Below are 21,645 nucleotides of genomic sequence, written 5' to 3' on the forward strand. Positions count from 1 at the left end.
GTAACCCCTCGTCCCCACCGTTGCCCTCGCCCTCGCCCTCGCCCGTACGAAAGTGGTGGCAGCACCCCGCGCTCGTCATCACGGCTCTGGTGCTCATCCCGCCCGCCGGAATCGCACTCGCATGGCTCAGCGGCTGGAAGCGCACCACGAAGATCCTCGCGACCGTGCTCGCGACCCTCTGGTTCCTCGTCCCGGCCCTGGGCGACCCGCAGCGGGGGCCGAAGACCGACGCCAAGGCGCAACCCGCGGTCACGGGGGCCGCCACCACGTCCCCCACGGCTTCCGCACCCGCCTCGCCACCCCCTCCGAGTCCGACCTCCGCGTCGAAAGCCGTCATGCCCAAGGTCGTGGGCAGGCCGTACGCCTCGGCGGAGAGGGCTGTCGAAGGCCTCGGCGTCCATGAGTTGACGGCGGCCAGTGCCTACGACGACGTGAAGCTGCCTGCGGACCACGCGAACTGGACCGTGTGCTTCCAGGGCCCGGATCCCGGCGCGCCGCTCACAGCCGGGAACGCCGACCCGAACGTGCACCTGGTCGCGCCGGGAACGGGTTGCCCGGTCAGGCTCCACACCGACCTGCACCCGAAGCCCACGCGTCCGGTCCCGCCGCCTCCCGCAGACGAAACCCGTGACGCGGACCGCTCCGGCGGCGGCAATGCCGTCGGCACCGTCAGCCCCGGCGCCTTCTGCTCACCGGCAGGAGGGACGGGAGTCAGCAAGAAGGGCGTCGTCTACACCTGCAAGGGGCCCGGCCAAGACCGCTGGCGGCGCTGAACCCCGGGGAGGCACGCGGGCAGGCAGGGTTGGGAGGGGTGCTGGGTAATGGTGGTGGAAGTGAGTACAGGTACTCAGGTGTTGGGCCCCGGGGTTCTTCATCCTGGGACGCGAACGCCTGAATTGCCTGGGGGAGACGCTCATGGACCACGCCATACAGCTGCGCACAGCCACGCCCGGTGACCTCGACTGGATCTACGAGTTGCGGCATCGGGTGTACGCGGAGGAGCTGGGGCAGCATCGGGTGGAACCGTCCGGGCGGTTGAGGGACGGGCTCGATGGCGACAACGTGTATCTCGTGGCCGCGCGTGGTGAGACGCGGATCGGATTCGTCAGCATCACCCCGCCGTGGGTCGGTCGGTATTCGCTGGACAAGTACCTGACGCGCGAGGAGCTGCCGGTCCTGTCGGAGAAGGCGCCGTTCGAGATCCGCGTCCTGACCGTCGAGAAGCGCTGGCGGTCCACCGCGGCGGCGCCGCTCCTGATGTACGCGGCGCTGCGCTGGGTCGCGGCGCGGGGCGGCCGCGACGTGGTGGCGATGGGGCGCACCGAGTTGTTGGAGATGTATCTCGCCGCCGGGTTGCGGCCGGTGGGGCGGACGGTCCGCTCGGGTGCGGTCTCGTTCGAGGTGTTGAGTGGTTCCGTGGTGGAGTTGACGAGGGCGGTTCGAGAGCGGCACGGGCGGGCGCTTGAGCGGCTGCAGGTCGGACTCGACTGGCGGTTGGACGTGGAGTTCGCGCCGCGCGCGGACGGCTGCGAGCACGGCGGTGCCTTCTTCTCCGCGATCGGTACGGACTTCCGGACGCTGGCCCGCCGTCACGAGGTGGTCGCCGCCGATGTGCTCGACGCGTGGTTCCCGCCGTCTCCCCAGGTCCGCGCGGTGCTGTCGGAGGACCCCGGGTGGTCGGCGCGGACCTCGCCGCCGACCGGCGCGGAAGGGCTGCTCGCGGAGATCGCCGGGGTCCGTGGGCTGCCGGTGGAGTCGCTGGTCGTCGGGGCCGGTTCGTCCGATCTGATCTTCCGGGCGTTCGGCCGGTGGCTGACACCGGCCAGCCGGGTGCTGCTGCTCGATCCGAGCTACGGCGAGTACGCCCATGTCACCGAGCGGGTGATCGGCTGCCAGGTGGACCGGCTCCGGCTGCGCGCCGAGGACGGCTGGCTGCTCGACCCGGCCCGGCTCGCCGCCGCGACCGGCAGCGGACGGTACGACCTCGTGGTGGTGGTCAATCCGAACAACCCGACCGGCCGTCACGCTCCCGCCGACGCGCTGCGCGCGGTGATCGAGAACTCTCCCGCACGGACCCGGTGGTGGATCGACGAGGCCTACCTCGGCTACGCCGACCCCGAGGAGTCGCTCGCCGGACTCGCCGCCGTCGACGCCCGGGTCGTCGTCTGCACCTCGCTCTCGAAGATGTACGCGCTGTCGGGAATGCGGGCCGCGTACCTGGTCGCCGACCCGGACACGGCCGGCGAACTGCGTCGCTGGACGCCGCCGTGGCCCGTGAGCCTGCCGGCCCAGCTCGCCGCCGTGACGGCGCTCCGCGACCCCGGGTACTACGCCGAACGCTGGGCGCGCACCGCGGAGTTGCGACGGGAGCTCGCCGCCGGACTCTCGCGGGTCGACGGACTCCAGTCGGTCCACGAGGGCGTGGCGAACTTCCTCACCGTGACCCTGCCGCCGAGCGGACCGAGCGCGGCCCGGCTGGTACGTGAGTGCCGACGCCACGACGTCTACCTGCGCGACCTGTCGCCGATGTCCCCGGCGTACGAGGGCCGGACCGTTCGCGTCGCCGTCCGCGACACGGCGGAGAACGCGCGGATCGTGGCGGCGTGCCGTAGCGCCCTGGAGGCGCTGGAAGCCCTCGGCGCACCGGCGACGCCGGTTCCGGCCGGTGCGCGGGACGCCGGGACCGCCCGATGACGACCGTCCCCGCGCTCGTCCCGTACCTCGGCGGGGCACTGGCGCTCGGCGGGATCGCCGTCGCCGCGACCCGGCGGCGTGAGCTCATGGTCCGCTGGTGCGTGTGGGCGCTCGGCGTACCGCTCGTCACGGGCGCGTTCTGGCTCGGACCGCCGGGGATCGCGGTGCTCGCGGCCGTGGTCGGTGTGGTCGCGGTGGCGGAGTTCGGCGGGCTGCTGCGGCTTGGCCCGGTGGACCGGGTGGTGCTCGGCGCCTCGGTCGTCGGGCTCGTCCTGACCGCCTGGCTGGCCCCCGGCGAGCTGCTCCGGGCCGCGGCGGTCGGGGCGCTCGCCATCGCCGGGGTGCCGCTCCTCTCCGGCGACGCCGAGCACGGGCTACGCCGCCTGGGCGCGGGCCTGCTCGGGCTCGTATGGCTGGGCGTCCTGGCCGGGCTCGTCCCGTTGGGCGTGGTGGGGCTCGTCCTGTTCGTGGCCGTGTCGATCTCCGACATCGTCGCGTACGCAGCGGGTCGCCGCCTCGGCGGCCCCCGGCTCTCCGCGCTGTCGCCCGCCAAACGGTGGAGCGGCACACTGGCCGGGGCCGCGGCCGGTCTCGGTGCGCTCGCCGTGCTGTCGTCCCTGACCTGGCAGACGGCGGTGGCCGTCGCGGTCGGCGGGCCACTCGGCGACCTCCTGGAGTCGATGGTCAAACGGGGCGCCCGCGCCAAGGACGCCGGCCGCTGGCTCGCCGGCTCCGGCGGCCTGCTGGACCGCATCGACTCGCTCCTCATCGCCTTGGCGGTGCTGCTGGTGCTGAGCTAGCCGGGTCCCTCTCGGGCTCTCCTTCCAGAACCCGGACCGCTTGCCCGTCGCCCGTCGCCCGTCGTCCGTCACCCGTCACCCGTTACGTCGGCCAGCCCGGCCCGGGATCACCCCGAGCGCCACGCTCTCCCCCCGACCCCCTCCCCGTACTCCTTTCGGCGGTCACGCTTCATGCCTCTCGGTGAGCGTGCTCCCTGAGCGGCCCAACCCCGGTCCCCACGGATGGTGGTCCCGGATCCGCTGGCCAAGACTCCCGGCATGAGACACCACACCCCTCGGCGCTTCCCGCGCCCCCCGAGGAGAGCCGTGTCGGCCGGGCTCTCCTGCGCCGTCACCCTCGCGGCCGTCCCCGCCCTCCTCCTGGGCCCGGCCAGCCAGGCCGCGGTCGCCGCGCCGCTGCCCGGCGGGCTCGGGCCGTGCGTCCCGGGGAACTGCCCCGATCCGTACCCCCAGGTCAGCAACGGCCCGCTCGCGGGCCGCGACGCCGGGATCAACATCTTCGTGGGGAACGACTACCTCGTGCGCGGCCGCGCGGCCGAGGCGGAGGGCCGGGTCGTGGTCCTCGACAACTTCGACCAGAACAAGGAGGCCGGCGCCAGCGGCCTGTACAACCTGGGCATCGTGGGTGTCGGCTCCCGGGTCGTCCCGCCCACGGACGCGGACTTCCTGACCACCGGCGGCGACGTCACCATCGCCACGGGGCAGCGCCTGGAGACGACGGGCGGCATGCTCACCGAGACGGGGACCGTACGCCACGCGGGCACCGTGACCGGGAACGTCACCGGGACCCTCGTCCAGGACGCGAACGCCGCCGTGCCGTACGTGGGCCTCCGCGACCAGCTCACCACGGCGAGCCGCTGCTACGCCCGGGTCAATGGACAGCCCAGGCCCGCGACCGGCACGGCCGTCAACCAGAACTTCCAGACCCTCTTCACGGGCGATGGCACTTCCGCCCTCCAGGTCTTCAACGTGGACTTCGACCTGGCCTCCACCACCGGCGGCCAGCAGGGCGTCGTCTTCGCCGGCATCCCCGCCGGAGCCACGATCCTGGTCAACCTCCTCGGCACGAGCCGCACCATCAACACGTACAGCGGCGGCCTCGTCGACGCCGCCGACCCGCTCAACGCCTATCGCGAGCGGCTGCTGTGGAACTTCCCCGACGCCACCACCATCGGCCTGAACGGCACCGGACAGTTCCAGGGCAGCTTCCTCATGGGCGAGCAGTCCTCGATGACGACCGTGACCCTGCCCGGCGTCAACGGCCGCTTCTTCACGACCGGATCGGTCACCCACACCAGCTCCGCCACGGGCGGCGGCGGCCAGGAGTTCCACGCCTACCCCTTCGACGGCGACCTGCCCGACTGCGGCACCACCCCTCCGACCACGGGTGAGGTGAAGGTGGTGAAGACGGACGCCACGACGGGTGCGGTGCTGCCCGGTGCGACGTTCCGGCTGTGGGAGGAGACGAACGGTGTGTCCGGTCTCCAGACGGACGGCGGGAACGCCGACACGCCGGTGGGAGCGGCGTGCGTCACGGGTGCTGACGGTGTGTGTGCCCGGACGGTGGAGACCGGTACGTACTACTGGCAGGAGACACATGCCCCCGCCGGCTACGACCTGCCCTCGCCCGCCGTCTTCGGCCCGCTCGTCCTGACGGCCGAGAACGCGGACACCGGCGTCTCCGTCACCGCCAAGAACACGGCCACGCCGGTCGTGCCGAAGGGTGAGGTGAAGGTGGTGAAGACGGACGCCGCGACGGGTGCGGTGCTGCCCGGTGCGACGTTCCGGCTGTGGGAGGAGACGAACGGTGTGTCCGGCCTCCAGACGGGCGGGTCGAATCCGGACACGCAGGTGGGGGCGGCGTGCGTGACCGGCGCTGACGGTGTGTGTGCCCGGACGGTGGAGACCGGTACGTACTACTGGCAGGAGACGCACGCCCCCGCCGGCTACGACCTCCCGTCGCCCGCCGTCTTCGGCCCGCTCGTCCTGACGGCCGAGAACGCGTCCACGGGTGTCTCGGTCACCGCCGCCAACCAGAAGTCCGTGGTCCCGCCGGACCAGGGGAGCCTCATGCTCTTCAAGACCGACGCCGACACCAAGGCGCCGCTGCGCGGGGCCACGTTCGAGCTGTGGGAGGAGACCAACGGGCGCGACGGGCTCCAGGCCACCGGCCCCGATCCGGACACCCGTGTCGGCACGTCCTGCACCACGAGCCTGGGCGGCATGTGCTCCTTCGGCCACTTGGAACTGGGCACGTACTACCTCCGCGAGACCGGCGTCCCGGCCGGGTACGTCCTGCCCAGCGACCCCGTATCGGGGCCCTATGTCGTCAGCGCCGACCACACGGTCGTGATCGCGCGCGTGGCCAACAGCCGTGAGGAGACACCCTGCGAGCCCACCGGCTATGGGGACGAGGGCCATGGTGATCAGGGCTATGGCGACCAGGGCTATGGCGATCAAGGCTATGGCGACCAGGGCTATGGAGACCAGGGTCACGGTGGTTGCCCCGCACGTGCCGGGCGGGGCGGGCGGGCCTGACCGCGCCACGACCTGACCGGCCGCACACAGCAGAGTGCCCGTCACCCACCGGGGTGGCGGGCACTCTCCATGCTTGAACTTGCGCGTAACCATGCCAGTTTGAGCGCTTGACGTCATCCCTGCCTCGCTGCTGCCATGTCTCACGCCCCCATGAGCGGGGGAGCTCCAACGACCACTGCCCGGCGTTCTCGGCGCCGCAGACCTCGTGAGGAGAACCAGCCGCATGACAGCCCCAGCCCTAGCCCCATCCCCAGCCGTACGCCCGCGACCCGGCCTCAGGCGCACCGCCCTGACGCTCGCCGCCGTCCTGATCGCCGCGCTCCTCTCCGTCGTCCTGCCCGCGTCCTCCGCCAGGGCCGCCACCGCAGGCGACGTCACCGGTGTCACCCGGTCCGGCGACACGTTCACCGTCGCCACGTCGAGCGGCGCCGCCGCCCGGATCGTGATGGCGCGGGCGGACATCTTCCGGATCTGGCTCTCACCCAACGGGGCCTTCACCGACGACCCGGCCGGCGGCGACCTCGCCGTCAACACCGCCTTCGGCGCCGTGGGCGCCTCCCTGACCGACGCCGGGTCGTACTACCGGGTCGGCACCTCCGCCGTCAGCCTGCGGATCAACAAGTCCCCGCTGACCTTCGCTCTCTACCGCGCCGACGACACCACGCTGGTGTGGTCGGAGGCGCAGCCCACCAACTGGACCGGTTCCCAGACCACCCAGTACCTCACCCGGGCCGCCGACGAGCAGTTCTACGGCACCGGGCTGCGGCTCGGCGAGTGGGCCCTGCGGGACAAGACCGTGCCCGTCGCCGTCTCCAACCAGTGGACCGAGAACACCAACGCCAGCCCCGCGCCCTTCTACATGTCCACCAACGGCTACGGCGTCATGCGCAACACCTGGTCCCCGGGCTCGTACGCCTTCACCGCGCCGACCTCCTTGCGGCACAACGAGAACCGCTTCGACGCCTGGTACTTCGCGGGCGGCTCCCTCAAGGACGTCCTGAACGGATACACCGACGTCACCGGCAAGCCGTTCCTCGCCCCCATCTGGGGCCTGGAACTCGGCAACGCCGACTGCTTCAACGCCTCGAACCCGGACTACCAGGGCGCCCACGACCGGCTCCGCCACCAGACGACCCCGGATGTCGTCGGCTACGCGACGGACGCCCGCGCCGCGGACATGCCGTCCGGCTGGTTCCTCCCCAACGACGGCTACGGCTGCGGCTACACCAGCCTCCCCGAGACGGTCACGCAGCTGAAGGCCAAGGGATTCCAGACCGGCCTGTGGACCTCCACCGGCCTCTCCGGCATCGGCTGGGAGGTGGGCACGGCCGGTTCACGGGCGGTGAAGACGGACGTCGCCTGGATCGGGGGCGGGTACAAGACCGCCTTCAAGGGCGTGCAGCAGGCCGTGGACGGCATCGAGTCCAACTCCGACGCCCGCCGCTTCGTGTGGACCGTCGACGGCTGGGCGGGAACCCAGCGCAACGCCGTCGTGTGGACCGGCGACACCTCCGGCACCTGGGACGCCATGCGCTGGCACGTGCCCGCCATCGCCGGAGCGGGTCTGTCCGGCCTGAACTACGCGAGCGGCGACATCGACGGCATCTTCGGCGGCAGCCCCAAGACGTACGTCCGCGACCTCCAGTGGAAGGCCCTCACCCCGGCGTTCATGACGATGTCCGGGTGGGGCCCCGTGAGCCCCTCCGCCGGCTACCAGGACAAGCAGCCCTGGCGCTTCGCCGAGCCGTACCTGTCGATCAACCGCAAGTACCTCCAGCTGAAGATGCGGCTGATGCCGTACCTGTACACGATGAGCCGCACCGCCGCCGACACCGGCGTCCCGTCCACCCGGGCCATGGTGCTGGAGTACCCCAACGACCCGGTGGCGCGCGGGAACCAGACCAGCGGGCAGTTCATGGCGGGCGACTCGCTCCTCGTCGCCCCCGTCGTCACCGACACCTCCACCCGTGACGGCATCTATCTGCCGGCCGGCAGCTGGACCGACTACTGGACAGGGAAGGTCTACGAAGGACCCGGCTGGCTCGACGGCTACTCCGCCCCGCTCGACACCCTGCCGCTCTTCGTGAAGGCCGGCGCGATCGTGCCGATGTGGCCGCAGATGAACTACACCGGCGAGAAGCCCGTCTCCACTCTCACGTACGACATCCAGCCCCGCGGCACCTCGTCCTTCACCCTGTACGAGGACGACGGCGTCACCCGCGCGTACCGGACCGGCGCCTCCGCGCGGCAGCGCGTGGACGTCACCGCGCCGACGTCCGGCACCGGCGACGTGACCGTCTCGGTCGGCGCGAGCACCGGCGCGTACACGGGCAAGCCCGCCACCCGCGGCTACGAGTTCACCCTGCGCAGCGCCGGCGCGCCGACCACGGTCACACTCGGCGGCACCACCCTCCCCGCGCTGGCCAGCAGGTCCGCGTACAACGCCGCCGCCACCGGCTGGTTCTACGACGCGGCCGACCGTTCGGGCACGCTCTGGGTGAAGACCGGCAGCACCGGGGCCGCCTTCGCGTTCACCGCCACCGGCCTGACCGTCCCGCCCGGGACCGCCGTCGGCGGCACGGCCCCGAGCAGCCCGATCAGCCAGGCCGGCTGGAGCGTCCGCTACGCCGACAGCCAGGAGACCGCCTCGGAGAACGGCGCCGCCACCAACGCCATCGACGGCAAGCCGTCTACCCACTGGCACACCAAGTGGTCCGGGGGCGCCGCGGCCCTCCCGCACGAGATCCAGATCGACCTCGGCGCCCGCTACGACGTCGACTCCATCACCCAACTGCCCCGCCAGGACGGGGGAGTCAACGGCCGCATCGGCTCCTACGAGGTGTACGTCTCCGACAGCACGACCTCCTGGGGCGCCCCCGTGGCCACGGGGACCTTCCCGGACACCGCGGCGGCGACCCGGGTGGCCTTCACCGCCAAGTCCGGCCGCTACCCGCGGCTGCGGGCCCTGACCGAGGCGGGCAACCGCGGTCCGTGGACCAGCCTGGCCGAACTCACCGCCACCGGGCGGCCGTCGGGCTGAGCCCGAGGGACGACCGTCGGGGCGGGCGCCGAGCCTGGCGCCCGCCCCAACCCCGAAACGACTCGCCGTCGTCAGGATCACCCGAGGCCGGCATCGGTGACCCCTCCGTCGAAGCGGATCCGCACGGTCAGCCCCCCGCCCCGGGGGTTGGCCGTCGCGGTCGCCCGCGCGCCGTGGGCCCGTGCGATCGCGTCGACGATCGACAGCCCGAGGCCCACCCCCTCGTCGGGCGCGTGCGTGCGCGCGGCCGAGCGGCGGAACGGTTCGAAGAGCAGCGGCACGGTCTCGGGTGGCACGGCCGGGCCGGTGTTCGTCACCGTGATGCCGTCCGGGCCGGTCCGCACCTCCACCCGGCCGCCCTCGGGGACGTTGTGGCGCACGCCGTTCGCGACCAGGTTGTGCAGCAGGCGTTCGAGCAGCACCGGGTCCCCCTCGACGGTCAGCGGCCCGGGCCGTACGACGACGTCCACCCCGCGCTCGGCCGCCTCGCCCGCGAGGGCCGCCGCGGTCTCCCGGGCGACCTCGTCCAGGGCGACCCGGCGCCGCTCCTGGAGCCCCTGGTCGGAGGCGGCGAGCAGGAGCAGTCCCTCGATGATCCGCTCGCTGCTGTCGGCGACCTCGATCAGCTTCGAGCGGATCCGGGCCACCCGCTCGGGCGTGGGGTCCCCGGCGAGTCCGATCTCCGCCGCCGCGCGCTGCACGGCGACCGGGGTGCGCAGCTCGTGGGCGGCGTTCGCGGCGAATCGCTGCTGGGCGGAGACGAGCTGTTCCATCCGCCCGAGCATGCCGTCGAAGGTGTCCGCGAGCCGCTTGAGTTCGCCGGGCGGCGCGTCGAGGGCGATCCTCTCGTGGAGGTTGGCGCCGGACAGCCGACGGGCCGTGTCGGTGATGACGGCGATCGGCCGGAGCACCCGGCCGGCCGCCCACCAGGCGAGCGCGACCGAGAGGATCGCGTAACAGACGAGGACGGCCACGGAGACCGTGAGGAGACGGTCCAGCGCGGCGGACTCGGCGGCGTCGCTGACCCTCCGGGTGATCGCGAGGGTCTGGACCGGGAGCGCACCGGGTCCGGTGCTCGGCGCGGGGCTGGCGGGGGCCGCGGTGGGCAGCCGGGTCGCGGGCGCGCTCTGCAACGTCTCCGGCAGGTGCGAGAACCGCGAGGCCGGCACGGCGGTGGTGACGGCGGTGCTGATCGACGAGTACAGGCCCTCCTGCACGAGCACGTACACGACGCCGGTGAGCAGGGCGCCGGCGAGGACGAGCAGCCCGGTGTACAGGGCGGTGAGCCGGGCGCGTTCCCCGCCGAGCGGAACCCGCGCGGACAGGCGGCGGCTCATGACGCGATCCGGTATCCGGCGCCGGGCACCGTCTCCACCACGGGCGGCTCGCCCAGCTTGGCCCGCAGCTTGCTGAGGGTGACCCGTACCGCGTTGGTGCGGTAGCTGGTGTGCTCCTCCCAGACCTGCTCGATCAGGTCCTCGCCGCTGACCACCGCGCCCTCCGCCCGCAGCAGCGCCTCCAGGACGCCGAACTCCTTGCGCGACAGCTGGAGGTGCCGGCCGTCCCGGCTGGCCTGGCGGCGGGCGGTGTCGAGGACGATCCCGCGGCGTTCGAGGACGGGCGGCAGCGCCGGCCTGGCGCGCCGGCCCAGGGCGAGCACCCGGGCGAGGAGCTCGTCGTACGCGAAGGGCTTGGTCAGGTAGTCGTCCGCGCCCAGTCCGAGGCCCTCGACCCGGTCGCGTACCGTCCCGGCCGCGGTCAGCATGAGCACCCGGGTCATCAGGCGCTGCTCGACCACCCGGCGGCAGACGTCGTCGCCGTGTATCCCGGGCAGATCGCGGTCCAGGACGAGGACGTCGTACTCGCCGAGCTGGAGTTTCCGCAGCGCTTCGAGGCCGTCGGCCGCGACGTCCACGGCGAGCGCGTCGCGGCGCAGCCCTTCGGCGATCATCTCGGCGAGAAACGCCTCGTCCTCCACCAGTAGTACGCGCATGGCCCCTGTCTATCCGAAGGGGACCTTTCGCCGGTGTAAACGAAACCGTTGAGAGAAGCGAAACCTTCCTTCGCGGCACTGTCACCGCCATGACGATGCGACGTATGACCCGTGTGGCCGCCGCCGGCTCCCTGGCCGCTGCCTTTGCCCTGTTCACCGCCGCCTGCTCGGGTGCCGGCTCCTCCGGAGGGGACGGCGGCGGGAACGAGGAGGGCAAGCAGGCCGACCAGGCCTTCGAGCACCGCAAGTGCCTGCGCGAGCAGGGCCTCGACGTGCCCGAGCCCAAGCCCGGCGAGAAGGGTGTCGGGATCACCGTCGGAGGCGACGGCATGTCCAAGGAGAAGATGGAGGCGGCGTTCAAGGCCTGCCAGGGCAAGGCGGGCGGCGCGGGCTTCGGCAAGGAGCTGACGCAGGCCGACAAGGACAAGGCCCTCGCCTACGCGCGCTGCATGCGGGAGAACGGCTTCAACATGCCGGACCCGAAGTTCGACGGCAACGCCCAGCAGGCCCTGCCCATCCCGCAGGGTGCGGAAAGGCAGAAGCTCGACAAGGCCGCCAAGGCGTGCGAGGGCGTGGCCCGATGAGCGGGCGCGGCGACCACCACGAGGGCGAGCGTCCGCTCGGCCGGCGCCGACTGATCGTCGCCCTGACGACGATCGTCGCCGTCGCGGGCGCCGGCGCCGCCGTCACCGCCGTGACCGCGGCCCGGGACGGCGGCGACTCGCCGTCCGGACCCGTCGGCTCCCGAGGGCTGCCGCCCGCCACCGCCCCGGTCACCCGCGGCGACCTCAGCGACAGCTCCCAGAAGGACGGAACCCTCGGCCATCTCGGCGAGCGGAAGATCAACGCGGGCGGTGCCGGCGGCACCCTCACCTGGCTCGCCCTGACCGGCTCGGTCGTCGAGCGGGACGGACGCCTCTACGAGGTGGACGGCGAGCCGGTCCGTCTGATGTACGGGGACGAGCCCATGTACCGGACGCTCAAGACCGGCGACAAGGGCAGGGACGTACGCCAGCTGGAGGAGAACCTGGCCGCGCTCGGCTTCACCGGCTTCGACGTCGACGAGGAGTTCACGGCGAAGACCGCGGCCGCCGTGAAACGCTGGCAGAAGTCACACGACCTGAAGCAGACGGGCACGGTCGGCCCGGACCGGATCGCCTTCGCGGGCAGCGCGATACGCGTCAAGGACGCCGGTGCCGGGTCGGGAGGCGGCTCGGGCGGCGGGAGCGGAGGCGGCTCCGGCGAGGGGCGCCTCGCGCCCGGCGACCGGATCGCGCCCGGCAGCCCGGTGCTCACGGTCACCGGCTCCGAACGTGTGGCCCGCTTCGACCTGCCCGTGGCCGAGGCCGAGTCGGCGAAGACCGGCACCCGTGTGACGGTCCGGCTGCCGGACGGCACCGAACTCCCGGGCAAGGTGTCGGCCGTGGGGAAGACCGCGTCGGAGGGCGCGGACCCGCAGGACAGGACCCCGAAGATCGAGATCACCGTCTCCTTCGACAAGCCGGCCAAGGTGAAGGGCGTCGACCGGTCCCCGGTCACGATCGAGCTCACCGGCCGCACCCGCCAGGACGTCCTGTCCGTCCCCGTCAACGCGCTGCTCGCGCTGCCCGGCGGCGGCTTCGGCGTACAGGTGGTGGAAGAGGGCGGGACCCGCGACGTCCGGGTCGAGCTCGGCCTGTTCGGTCAGGGCCGGGTCGAGGTCACCGGCGGGGGACTGCGCGAGGGCATGAAGGTCGGGGTGCCGAAGGGATGAGCGGCGAAGGGATGAGCGGCGAGGTGAAGGGCGAAACGTGCGGGGAGGCGCACCCGGTCGGGCCGCGCGGCGGCGTGGTCGGCGCGCATCGCGCCACCCCTTCCGGGGCCAGCGCTCCGTACCGCCCAGAGCGGCGGCGCGTCGTGGACCTGAAGGGGGTCGTCAAGGAGTACGCGGGCGGCGTACGCGCCCTGGACGGCATCGACCTCGGCATCGGCGAAGGCGAGCTGCTCGGCATCGTGGGCCCCTCGGGCTCCGGCAAGTCGACGCTGCTGCACATCGTCGGAACCCTGGACCGGCCCACGTCCGGAACGGTGGAGATCGCCGGCCACGACGTGGCCGCGCTCACCGACCGGCAGGTGTCGGCGCTGCGGGCCCGTCACATCGGCTTCGTCTTCCAGGCCTTCCACCTGGTGCCGGGGGTGGCGGCCCTGGACAACGTCGCCGAAGGACTCCTGTACTCCGGCCTGCCGCGCGCCCGCCGCCGCCGGATGGCCGCGGACGCCCTGGCCCGGGTGGGACTGGCCGACCGCGTGCGGCACCGCCCGCACGAACTCTCCGGCGGGCAGAAGCAGCGCGTGGCCATCGCCCGCGCGGTGGTCGGCGAGCCCGCGCTGCTGCTCGCAGACGAGCCGACCGGCGCGCTGGACTCGGCGTCCGGCGAGGCGGTGATGGAACTGCTGCACACGCTGAACGAGGAGGGCGCCACGATCGCGGTCATCACGCACGACACCGAGATCGCGGCGCGGCTGCCGCGGCAGGTGAGAATCCGCGACGGCAGGGTCGTCGCGGACACGGCCCGGGGAAAGGTGGTGGCCCGATGAAGCGCGGGACACCCGCAGCCGGCCCCCGGTCCGCCCGCCGGACCGGCCTGAAGGCCGCCCGACTCGGCCCACGCGACGTCCTGCACGTCGGCTCGGCGGGCCTGCGCAGCCGCCCCGTCCGGGTCGTCCTGTCGGCACTCGGGATCGCCATCGGCATCGCGACGATGATCGCGGTGGTGGGCATCTCGGCGTCCAGTCAGGCCCAGTTGCTGCGGCAGCTCGACGCGCTGGGCACGAACATGCTGGTGGCGAAGCCGGGGGAGGGGATGTTCAGCGGACAGGAGGTCAAGCTGCCCAAGGACGCGGTGGGCACGGTCTCCCGCATCGAGGGCGTCGAGAAGGCCGGCGCGACCGGTGACCTCGCGCGATCGGTGCGCCGCTCCGAGAAGATCCCGGAGGCCGAGACCGGCGGCATCGCGGTGAAGGCCGCCACCGAGGGCCTGCTCGACGTGCTGCGCGGCCGAACGGCCTCCGGAACGTGGCTCAACGCCGCGAACGGCCGCTATCCGGCCGTGGTGCTGGGCCATGTCGCGGCGGACCGCCTGGGCATCGACCGCCCCGGGCGCCAGGTCTGGATCGACGACCGTTACTTCACCGTCGTCGGCATCCTCGACCCGTTGCCCCTCGCTCCGGAGATCGAGCGCTCGGCCCTGGTCGGATGGGACGCGGCCCAGCGGCTGCTCGGCTTCGACGGGCATCCGACGTCGGTGTACGAGCGCTCCACCGACGCGTCCGTCAGCGAGGTCCAGCGGCTCCTCGCCCCGACGATCGACCCGCGCAACCCGCAGAACGTGTCGGTCGGCGACCCGTCCTCGGCCCTCAAGGCGAAGGCCGCGACGGAGGGCGCCTTCTCCACACTCCTCCTCGGCCTGGGCGGCATCGCCCTGCTGGTGGGCGGCGTCGGCGTCGCGAACACCATGATCATCTCGGTCCTGGAACGACGCCACGAGATCGGCCTGCGCCGCTCCCTGGGCGCGACCCGGGGCCAGATCCGCATCCAGTTCGTGACCGAGTCCCTGATGCTCTCAGGCCTGGGCGGCCTGGCCGGCGTAGCCCTGGGCGCGGCAGCGGTGGCGGCCTACGCCACCGCGGGCGGCCTGCCCTGGGTCGTCCCCTCCTGGTCGGCCGCAGGCGGCTTCGCGGCGACACTGGCGATCGGCACGGTCGCGGGCCTGTACCCGGCGGTACGCGCGTCCCGCCTGTCACCGACCCTGGCGCTGGCGGCGGGGTAGGGGAACGGGAGGGGATGCGGGGCCGGGTCAACGCGGGAGTCGAGTCACCGTGCCGGAGCCGGCGGCGCGACCGTGGTGACGGAACGCGAAGGACTGGCCCGGCTCCAGCGCGACAGGCCCGTCGAGGGCCACGGACACCCGGCTTCCGTGCAGGGGCCGGAGCGTGCCGGTGCCCTCGGGCAGCGTGACGATGCCCCACACGGCGGCGGTGCGGATGAAGAAGAGGAGCCGGTCGCCCGACACGACATCCGCACCGCCCGCCTCCTCGGACAGCAGGGCGATGTCGGCGACGAACCCGCCGTACGCGAAGACCGATCCGGGCGCAGCGAGGACCCGGCCCCGCTCCACGACACCGACGGCGGCACCACTCAGCAGCACGCCCACGTTCGCATCGGCACTCGCCTCGTCGACGTACACCTGGTTCCGCTCGATGCCCTCGACGGGGTGGGTCGCGCCGCCACCCGAGCCGACGATCTCCACGGCATCGCCCTTGCGCAGCCGGCCCCGTTCGATCCGACCGCTCACCATGACCACCCTGCCCTGCCGCAGGCAGAAGACGTCCTCCACGGACATCAGGAACGGCCCGTCGACCACGCCCTCCACCACCCGACCTGACGATCCACCCACGAGTCCCCTCCGGCTCCCTTGCGACCGCACCCGGCGAGTCCGTCGCGCATCGTACGTCGACTCTCACCCACCGCGTATCGCGCGAAGCGGGTCCCACGATGGAGTGGGATGCGTGGCCGCGCGGCTGTTCTGGGCGGGATCGGGGGGCTCGCCGGATTAGAGTCCGGTTCCCCGCCGTTGTTGGAACCGCCTGTGAGGCTCCCGTGTCCCGTGAGACGTCCGACGCGTCCGTTCCCGCGTACATCGATCCGTCGAAGCCGAGTATCGCCAGGGTGTACGACGCGTTCCTCGATGGCGAGGACAACTACGAGGTGGACCGTGAGGTGGTCCGGCGGGTGCGGAAGGCCGCTCCGGAGGCCCGGGATCTGGCCGTGGAGAATCGGGCTTTCCTGATCAGGGCCTGTCGGTTCCTGGCCCGGCAGGCGGGTGTCACGCAGTATCTGGACTGCGGCTCGGGGCTGCCGACCGCGGAGAACGTCCATCAAGTGGTGCAGCGGGTTGCCCCGGACGCGCGCGTCGTCTACGTGGACAACGACCCGCTGGTGCTTGCCCACGGCCGGGCGCTGCTGGAGGAGAACGAGAGCGCCGTCTTCGTCGCCGCGGACATCTTCGAGCCGGAGAGGCTGCTGGACGACGACACCGTGAAGTCCCGGCTGGACTGGAGCGAGCCGATCGCGCTGTTGCAGCTGGGCACCTTGCACCACTACAACGGCGAGGACACCCGTACCCGCAAGGACATCATGCGCGCCTACATCGAAGCGCTGCCGTCCGGTTCGTACGTGGCGATCAGTCACTTCCTCGACCCGGAGGACGAGTACAGCGCGACCGCCCGGAAGATGGAGGAGATGTTCCTGCACAGCATGATGGGCAGCGGCACCTTCTCCACCCAGGACGAACTGCGGGAGCTGTTCAACGGCCTGGACATGGTCCCTCCGGGCCTGGTGCGGTGCGCCGACTGGTGGCCGGACGGACCGCACCTCAAGGCGCTGAACGCGGCGCAGCGCAGCATCGCCGGCGGCATCGCACGCAAGGCGTAGGCCAGGGAACCCCGGGCGTCACCCGGGTGCCGGGCCCGGCCGCGTTCACCCGGTCTCGAAGGCGCGCAGCAGATCGGCCGCGACGCTCACCGCGATCGTCGCGGGCTCCTTCCCGGTGATGTCGGGCAGCCCGATCGGCGTCTTGATCCGGTCGATGACGGCGGCTTCGTGACCGCCCTCCGCGGCGAGGCGCCGTCGGAACCGCGCCCACTTGGCCGCCGAACCGATCAGCCCGATGGAGCCGAGATGGCTCGTCCGCAGAGCGGCGTCGCACAGCGCGGCGTCCTCGGCGTGGTCGTGGGTCATGATCAGGACGTGCGTGCCGGGCGGCAGCTCCTCCAGGACCTCCTCGGGCAGCAGCGGCGTGTGATGCACCCGTACCCGCGCCACGGCGTCGGCGAGCACGTCGAGGCGCCGCGCGGTGAGGGTGTCGGCGCGGCTGTCGACCAGGTGCAGGTCCAGGTCGTGGCGGGCCAGGATCCGGGCCAGTTCGAGCCCCACGTGCCCGACCCCGAAGATCGCCACCGCCCGTACCACCGGAAGGGGTTCGAGCAGCACCGACACCACGCCGCCACAGCACTGCACCCCGTGCCGGTTGGTCACCTTGTCGTTCAGGGCGAACTCGATGAGCTCCGGTTCCGGCGCGGCCGCGGCGATCATCTCCCGGGCCCGGTCGATCGCGACGGCCTCCACGTTGCCGCCGCCGATCGAGCCCCAGGCCTCGGTCCGTCCGACCACCAGCTTCGCACCGGCGTCGCGCGGGGCGTGGCCGCGCACGGCCGCGACGGTCACGAGCACGCCGGCCTCCCGGCGTGCCCGCAACCGCGCGACCGCGGCGAACCACGTCATGTCAGGCACCGCCACGGGCTTCCGCACCGGCCGGCACACCGCGCCCGGCGCCGCTCCGGGCGGCCTGGACCGCCCAGTACACCGCCTCCGGCGTCGCGGGCGAAGCCAGCTCGACAGCGGTCCCGCCCGGCCCGAACGCCGCGGCGGCCTGCCGCAGCGCCTCCCGGACGGAGAAGGCCAGCATCAGCGGCGGCTCGCCCACCGCCTTGGAGCCGTAGACCGCGCCCTCCTCGCTCGCGTTCCGCAGCAGCGTGACATGGAACTCCTCGGGCATCTCGGAGAAGCTGGGCAGCTTGTACGTGCTCGCCGCCTGCGTGAGGAGACGGCCGCGGTTCGGCCCGTCGCCGCTGTCCCAGCGCAGATCCTCCAGGGTGAGCCAGCCCGCGCCCTGCACGAAGCCGCCCTCGACCTGGCCGATGTCGATCATCGGGGAGAGGCTGTCGCCGACGTCGTGCACGATGTCCACCCGCCGGATCCGGTACGCGCCGGTGAAGCCGTCGATCTCCACCTCGGCCGCGGCGGCGCCGTGCGCGAAGTACTTGAACGGGGAGCCGTGGAAAGACTTCGCGTCCCAGTGCAGCCCCTCGGTCCGGTAGAAGCCGGCCGCCGACAGCTGCACGCGCTGGAGGTACGCCGTGCGCACCAGGTCGTCCCAGCCCAGTTCCGTACCGCCGCCCAGGCCGCGCGCGACGCCCTCGACGATGCGCACGTCCGCCGCGTTCGTGCCGAGCTGGGTCGCCGCCACCCGCAGCAGCCGCTCCCGCAGCTGCTCGCAGGCGTTCTTCACCGCCGCGCCGTTGAGGTCCGTTCCCGCGCTGGCGGCGGTGGCGGAGGTGTTGGGCACCTTGTCGGTACGCGTCGGGGCGAGGCGCACCTTGCGCAGCGGGATGCCGAGCGTGGTCGCCGCCACCTGGAGCATCTTGGTGTGCAGGCCCTGGCCCATCTCGGTGCCGCCGTGGTTGATCAGGACGGAGCCGTCCTTGTAGATCAGCACCAGCGCGCCGCCCTGGTTGAAGGCGGTGAGGTTGAAGGAGATGCCGAACTTGAGGCCGGTGAGCGCGAGGGCCCGCTTGGTGTGCGGGTGCGCGGCGTTGAAGGCGGCGATCTCCCGCTGCCGGTCCGCGACGTCGCCGTTCTCCTTGACCTGCTCCCAGACGGCGGAGACGCGCTCCGGCTGGACGACCGGCTGCCCGTACGGCGTCGACTGGCCCGGCCGGTAGAAGTTGCGCTCCCGCAGCTCCGCCGGGTCCAGGCCGAGCAGCGGCGCGCACCGGCCCATGATGTCCTCGATCACCAGCATGCCCTGGGGGCCGCCGAAGCCGCGGAAGGCCGTGTTGGAGACCTTGTTGGTCCGGGCGATCCGGCCGGTGACGCGGGCGTGGGGAAGCCAGTACGTGTTGTCGATGTGGCACAGCGCGCGGGCCACCACCGGTTCGGACAGGTCCAGGCTCCAGCCGCCGTCCGCGGTCAGCGTCGCGTCGAGGGCCTGGATGCGGCCCTCGGCGTCGAAGCCGATCCGCCACGAGGCGTGGAAGCCGTGCCGCTTGCCCGACATCGTCAGATCCTGGGTGCGGTTGAGCCGGACCCGTACGGGCCGGCCGGTCAGCCGGGCGCCGAGCGCGGCGACGGCCGCGAAGCCGTGCGGCTGCATCTCCTTGCCGCCGAAGCCGCCGCCCATCCGCAGGCACTGCACGGTCACCTCGTGACTGTGCAGGCCGAGGACGTGCGCGACGATCTCCTGGGTCTCGGAAGGGTGCTGGGTGCTGCTCTGCACGAAGACCTGGCCGGCCTCGTCGACGTACGCGAGAGCCGCGTGCGTCTCCAGATAGAAGTGCTCCTGGTCGGAGAACTGGAGCTCGCCGGTGAACACATGCGCCGAGTCGGCGAAGCCGGCGTCCACGTCGCCGGTCTCCATCACGGGCCGGGCGCCGTGGAAGCTGTCCGCGGCGATGGCCTCCGCCAGGGTGATCAGGGAGGGCCGTTCGTCGAGTTCCACCTCGACGGCCGCGGCACCGAGCCGGGCCGCCTCCAGGGTCTCGCCGAGCACCCAGGCGACCGCGTGCCCGTGGAACATGACCTCGTCGGGGAAGAGCGGCTCGTCGTGCTTCATCCCGGCGTCGTTGACGCCCGGCACGTCGGCGCCGGTCAGCACGCGCACCACCCCGGGCACGGCGAGCGCGGGCGCGGTGCGCAGCGCGGTGATCCTGCCGTGGGCCTTCATGACCTGGACGGGGTACGCGTGGAGCACGTCCTTGGTGCGGTGGACCAGGTCGTCGGTGTAGAGCGCGCTGCCGGTGACGTGCTGGGTCGCGCTCTCGTGCGGCACCGAGAGACCGACGACGGACTTCTCGGGACGTGCGGACAACTGGCTCATGACGACACCGCCTCGGTGGTACGCGCGTACAGCTTCAGGAGGCTCTGGCCGAGCATCGCGGAGCGGTAGGCGGCACTGGCCCGGTGGTCGTCCATCGGCGTGCCCTCCTCCCGCAGCACCCGCGCGACGGCCTCGACGGTCCCGGCCGTCCACGGCCGCCCCTGAAGGGCCGCCTCGGTGGCGAGGGCGCGGACCGGGGTGGCGGCGACGCCGCCCAGCCCGATCCGCGCCGTGCGGACGATCCCGTCCTCGACGTCGAGCGCGAAGGCGACCGCGACGCTGGAGATGTCGTCGAAGCGCCGCTTGGCGATCTTGTGGAAGGCGGTGACCGGTGCCAGGGGCAGGGGGACGCGGACGGCACGGATCAGTTCGCCGGGACGGCGCACGCTCTGCCGATAGCCGGTGAAGTACGCGGCGAGCGGCACCTCCCGCTCCGCGTCCGCGTCGGCCAGCACCAGGGAGGCGTCGAGCGCGAGCAGCGCGGGCGCGCTGTCACCGATCGGCGATCCGGTGCCCAGGTTGCCGCCGAGGGTGGCACCGTTGCGGATGAGGCGGGAGGCGAACTGCGGGAACAGCTCGGCGAGGAGCGGGACTCGGCCGTCCAGCCGCCGCTCGACCTCGGTGAGCGTCAGCGCCGCCCCGATCTCCAGGACGTCGGACTCGACGCGCAGCTCCCGCAGTTCGGGGAGGCGATCGACGGCGACCACGCAACCCGCCCGCCGGGACCGGATGTTCACCTCCACACCCCAGTCGGTCGACCCGGCGACCACCACCGCGTCGGGCCGCTCGCGCAGCAGCCGCAGCGTCTCGGCCAGGGTCTCCTTGCGCAGGAACACGCTGTCGCCCTGGGTGTACGAGGTGGCCACCGGCGCGGGCGGGGCCTGCTCGCGGCGCCGCGCGAGCGGGTCCGTTTCGGTGGGCGCGCCGACGGCGAACGCGGCGTCGCGGATCGGGCGGTAGCCGGTGCAGCGGCACAGATTGCCGCTGAGCGCGTGCAGATCGAAGCCGTTCGGGCCGTGCTCGGCGTCGCACGCGCCGTCCGCGCCGTCCGCGCCCTCCGCGCCGGCGGGGGAGCGCCGGTCGGGCCGGTAGTACTCGGCGGCCATGCTGCAGACGAACCCCGGGGTGCAGTAGCCGCACTGGGATCCGCCCCGGACCGCCATCTCCTCCTGCACGGGGTGCAGGGTGGGCGGTGTGCCGGGGGCTCCGGGCGTGGCGAGTCCTTCGGAGGTGACGATCTCCTGGCCGTCGAGCGCCGCGGCCGGGACCAGGCAGGCGTTGACCGCCACCCAGTCGGTGGGCTTGTCCACCCCGGGCCGGGCCACCAGCACCGAACAGGCCCCGCACTCGCCCTCGGCGCAGCCCTCCTTGGTGCCGGTGAGACCCCGCTCGCGCAGGAAGTCCAGCACCGTGGTGTGCGGCGGGGCCGGCGCCAGAGGCGTCTCGTCCCCGTTGACAGTGATACGCGCCGCTACCATGCCGGGCCCTCGCTCAGGTGCGTGGTGGGTCGATGCGTCATGTTCGCCAATGTCGGCAGCTTTCTGTACTCGGACGCGCCACAGGCACAGGAGGGCGCGGAACGGCACGCGGCGGAGGCGTACCGGAAAGAGTGAAGAGGAGAGAACCCGAGGAGTGCCCCGGGGAAAGCACGGAGAACGGCGCGCCGTCAGCAGCCGTGGGCGATCCGCCCGTGGACCCAGGCCGAGGTACGGACGAGGCGACTCAGGTCGGAGCAGGTGTCCATCCGACGGTCGCCTCCTCTCGGTCGTCACGGGTCGATGCTGACCGCAAGCTAATGCGCGCCGGTCACGGCGTCAAGGGCGGCCCTCCACCCGGGCCTTGGTGCCGGGTCGGGCGAATCCAGCCTGGTGGGGCGACCCGAGT

The 21,645-nt window shown here is 72.7% G+C and carries 16 protein-coding genes; 10 read left to right on the forward strand and 6 right to left on the reverse strand.

Annotated elements, in window-relative coordinates:
• Positions 1-89 precede the first annotated feature (89 nt).
• From ABTZ54_RS32030 to ABTZ54_RS32050, 5 genes are all read left to right on the forward strand, one after another.
• Positions 90-773: a hypothetical protein gene (locus ABTZ54_RS32030; protein ID WP_351670050.1), complete on the forward strand. Its 684-nt coding sequence runs from the start codon at positions 90-92 to the stop codon at positions 771-773.
• Positions 774-915: 142 nt separating this feature from the next.
• Positions 916-2,694: an aminotransferase class I/II-fold pyridoxal phosphate-dependent enzyme gene (locus tag ABTZ54_RS32035; protein WP_351670052.1), complete on the forward strand. Its 1,779-nt coding sequence runs from the start codon at positions 916-918 to the stop codon at positions 2,692-2,694.
• Entirely contained in the window at positions 2,691-3,494 is an 804-nt protein-coding gene (locus ABTZ54_RS32040; protein WP_351670053.1) for a phosphatidate cytidylyltransferase, read from the forward strand. Before ABTZ54_RS32035 ends, ABTZ54_RS32040 begins: the two co-directional genes overlap by 4 nt.
• A gap of 306 nt (positions 3,495-3,800) precedes the next feature.
• On the forward strand, positions 3,801-6,032 hold the full coding sequence (locus tag ABTZ54_RS32045; protein WP_351670056.1) for a choice-of-anchor A family protein: 2,232 nt from the start codon (positions 3,801-3,803) through the stop codon (positions 6,030-6,032).
• 223 nt (positions 6,033-6,255) lie between these two features.
• Complete coding sequence (locus ABTZ54_RS32050; protein ID WP_351670059.1) at positions 6,256-9,072, forward strand: TIM-barrel domain-containing protein; 2,817 nt, start codon at positions 6,256-6,258, stop codon at positions 9,070-9,072.
• Positions 9,073-9,149: 77 nt separating this feature from the next.
• Here ABTZ54_RS32050 and ABTZ54_RS32055 read toward each other — a convergent pair whose 3' ends face one another.
• Positions 9,150-10,409 carry an ATP-binding protein gene (locus tag ABTZ54_RS32055; protein WP_351670062.1) on the reverse strand — a complete coding sequence of 420 codons (1,260 nt, stop codon included), beginning with the start codon at positions 10,407-10,409 and terminating at the stop codon, positions 9,150-9,152.
• Positions 10,406-11,065 carry a response regulator transcription factor gene (locus tag ABTZ54_RS32060; protein ID WP_351670065.1) on the reverse strand — a complete coding sequence of 220 codons (660 nt, stop codon included), beginning with the start codon at positions 11,063-11,065 and terminating at the stop codon, positions 10,406-10,408. The genes ABTZ54_RS32055 and ABTZ54_RS32060 overlap by 4 nt, the downstream gene beginning before the upstream one ends.
• Positions 11,066-11,154: 89 nt before the next feature.
• Here ABTZ54_RS32060 and ABTZ54_RS32065 point away from each other — a divergent pair, with 89 nt between their 5' ends.
• Genes ABTZ54_RS32065 through ABTZ54_RS32080 form a run of 4 tightly spaced genes read left to right on the forward strand, consistent with a single transcriptional unit; the run spans position 11,155 to position 14,874 of the window.
• Positions 11,155-11,649, forward strand: a complete 495-nt coding sequence (locus ABTZ54_RS32065; RefSeq protein ID WP_351670068.1) for a hypothetical protein — start codon at positions 11,155-11,157, stop codon at positions 11,647-11,649.
• Positions 11,646-12,818, forward strand: coding sequence for a peptidoglycan-binding protein (locus ABTZ54_RS32070; protein ID WP_351670071.1), 1,173 nt, complete (start codon positions 11,646-11,648; stop codon positions 12,816-12,818). The genes ABTZ54_RS32065 and ABTZ54_RS32070 overlap by 4 nt, the downstream gene beginning before the upstream one ends.
• Entirely contained in the window at positions 12,815-13,642 is an 828-nt protein-coding gene (locus ABTZ54_RS32075) for an ABC transporter ATP-binding protein (protein ID WP_351670074.1), read from the forward strand. The genes ABTZ54_RS32070 and ABTZ54_RS32075 overlap by 4 nt, the downstream gene beginning before the upstream one ends.
• Positions 13,639-14,874 (forward strand): ABC transporter permease, encoded by a 1,236-nt coding sequence (locus ABTZ54_RS32080; RefSeq protein WP_351670077.1) that lies wholly within the window; start codon positions 13,639-13,641, stop codon positions 14,872-14,874. Before ABTZ54_RS32075 ends, ABTZ54_RS32080 begins: the two co-directional genes overlap by 4 nt.
• 27 nt (positions 14,875-14,901) lie before the next feature.
• Here ABTZ54_RS32080 and ABTZ54_RS32085 read toward each other — a convergent pair whose 3' ends face one another.
• Positions 14,902-15,468, reverse strand: a complete 567-nt coding sequence (locus ABTZ54_RS32085; RefSeq protein ID WP_351670080.1) for an EF-Tu/IF-2/RF-3 family GTPase — start codon at positions 15,466-15,468, stop codon at positions 14,902-14,904.
• A 236-nt stretch (positions 15,469-15,704) separates the two neighbouring features.
• On the opposite strand from ABTZ54_RS32085, the gene ABTZ54_RS32090 reads away from it, so the two are divergent.
• Complete coding sequence (locus tag ABTZ54_RS32090; protein WP_351670083.1) at positions 15,705-16,538, forward strand: SAM-dependent methyltransferase; 834 nt, start codon at positions 15,705-15,707, stop codon at positions 16,536-16,538.
• A gap of 45 nt (positions 16,539-16,583) precedes the next feature.
• Here the strand turns inward: ABTZ54_RS32090 and xdhC are convergent, their stop codons facing one another.
• The 3 genes from xdhC to ABTZ54_RS32105 are packed head-to-tail and all read right to left on the reverse strand — an operon-like array spanning position 16,584 to position 21,239.
• Positions 16,584-17,387: a xanthine dehydrogenase accessory protein XdhC gene (gene xdhC / locus ABTZ54_RS32095; RefSeq protein ID WP_351670086.1), complete on the reverse strand. Its 804-nt coding sequence runs from the start codon at positions 17,385-17,387 to the stop codon at positions 16,584-16,586.
• Position 17,388: 1 nt separating this feature from the next.
• The gene (xdhB, locus tag ABTZ54_RS32100) at positions 17,389-19,761 is read right to left on the reverse strand and encodes a xanthine dehydrogenase molybdopterin binding subunit (protein WP_351670089.1); all 2,373 of its coding nucleotides are present in this window, start codon (positions 19,759-19,761) and stop codon (positions 17,389-17,391) included.
• Entirely contained in the window at positions 19,758-21,239 is a 1,482-nt protein-coding gene (locus ABTZ54_RS32105) for a xanthine dehydrogenase small subunit (RefSeq protein ID WP_351670092.1), read from the reverse strand. Before ABTZ54_RS32105 ends, xdhB begins: the two co-directional genes overlap by 4 nt.
• Positions 21,240-21,645: the final 406 nt, after the last annotated feature.

The sequence above is a fragment of the Streptomyces sp. NPDC094032 genome, assembly GCF_040303965.1.
GTDB lineage: Bacteria > Actinomycetota > Actinomycetes > Streptomycetales > Streptomycetaceae > Streptomyces.

Excerpts from the sequence above, each read along its gene's own strand:
- ABTZ54_RS32035 (WP_351670052.1), top strand. The coding sequence starts at position 916 with ATGGACCACGCCATACAGCTGCGCACAGCCACGCCCGGTGACCTCGAC.
- xdhC (WP_351670086.1), bottom strand. The coding sequence starts at position 17,387 with ATGACGTGGTTCGCCGCGGTCGCGCGGTTGCGGGCACGCCGGGAGGCC.
- xdhB (WP_351670089.1), bottom strand. The coding sequence starts at position 19,761 with ATGAGCCAGTTGTCCGCACGTCCCGAGAAGTCCGTCGTCGGTCTCTCG.
- ABTZ54_RS32050 (WP_351670059.1), top strand. The coding sequence starts at position 6,256 with ATGACAGCCCCAGCCCTAGCCCCATCCCCAGCCGTACGCCCGCGACCC.
- ABTZ54_RS32060 (WP_351670065.1), bottom strand. The coding sequence starts at position 11,065 with ATGCGCGTACTACTGGTGGAGGACGAGGCGTTTCTCGCCGAGATGATC.
- ABTZ54_RS32070 (WP_351670071.1), top strand. The coding sequence starts at position 11,646 with ATGAGCGGGCGCGGCGACCACCACGAGGGCGAGCGTCCGCTCGGCCGG.
- ABTZ54_RS32040 (WP_351670053.1), top strand. The coding sequence starts at position 2,691 with ATGACGACCGTCCCCGCGCTCGTCCCGTACCTCGGCGGGGCACTGGCG.
- ABTZ54_RS32075 (WP_351670074.1), top strand. The coding sequence starts at position 12,815 with ATGAGCGGCGAAGGGATGAGCGGCGAGGTGAAGGGCGAAACGTGCGGG.
- ABTZ54_RS32105 (WP_351670092.1), bottom strand. The coding sequence starts at position 21,239 with ATGGTAGCGGCGCGTATCACTGTCAACGGGGACGAGACGCCTCTGGCG.
- ABTZ54_RS32065 (WP_351670068.1), top strand. The coding sequence starts at position 11,155 with ATGACGATGCGACGTATGACCCGTGTGGCCGCCGCCGGCTCCCTGGCC.
- ABTZ54_RS32080 (WP_351670077.1), top strand. The coding sequence starts at position 13,639 with ATGAAGCGCGGGACACCCGCAGCCGGCCCCCGGTCCGCCCGCCGGACC.
- ABTZ54_RS32055 (WP_351670062.1), bottom strand. The coding sequence starts at position 10,409 with ATGAGCCGCCGCCTGTCCGCGCGGGTTCCGCTCGGCGGGGAACGCGCC.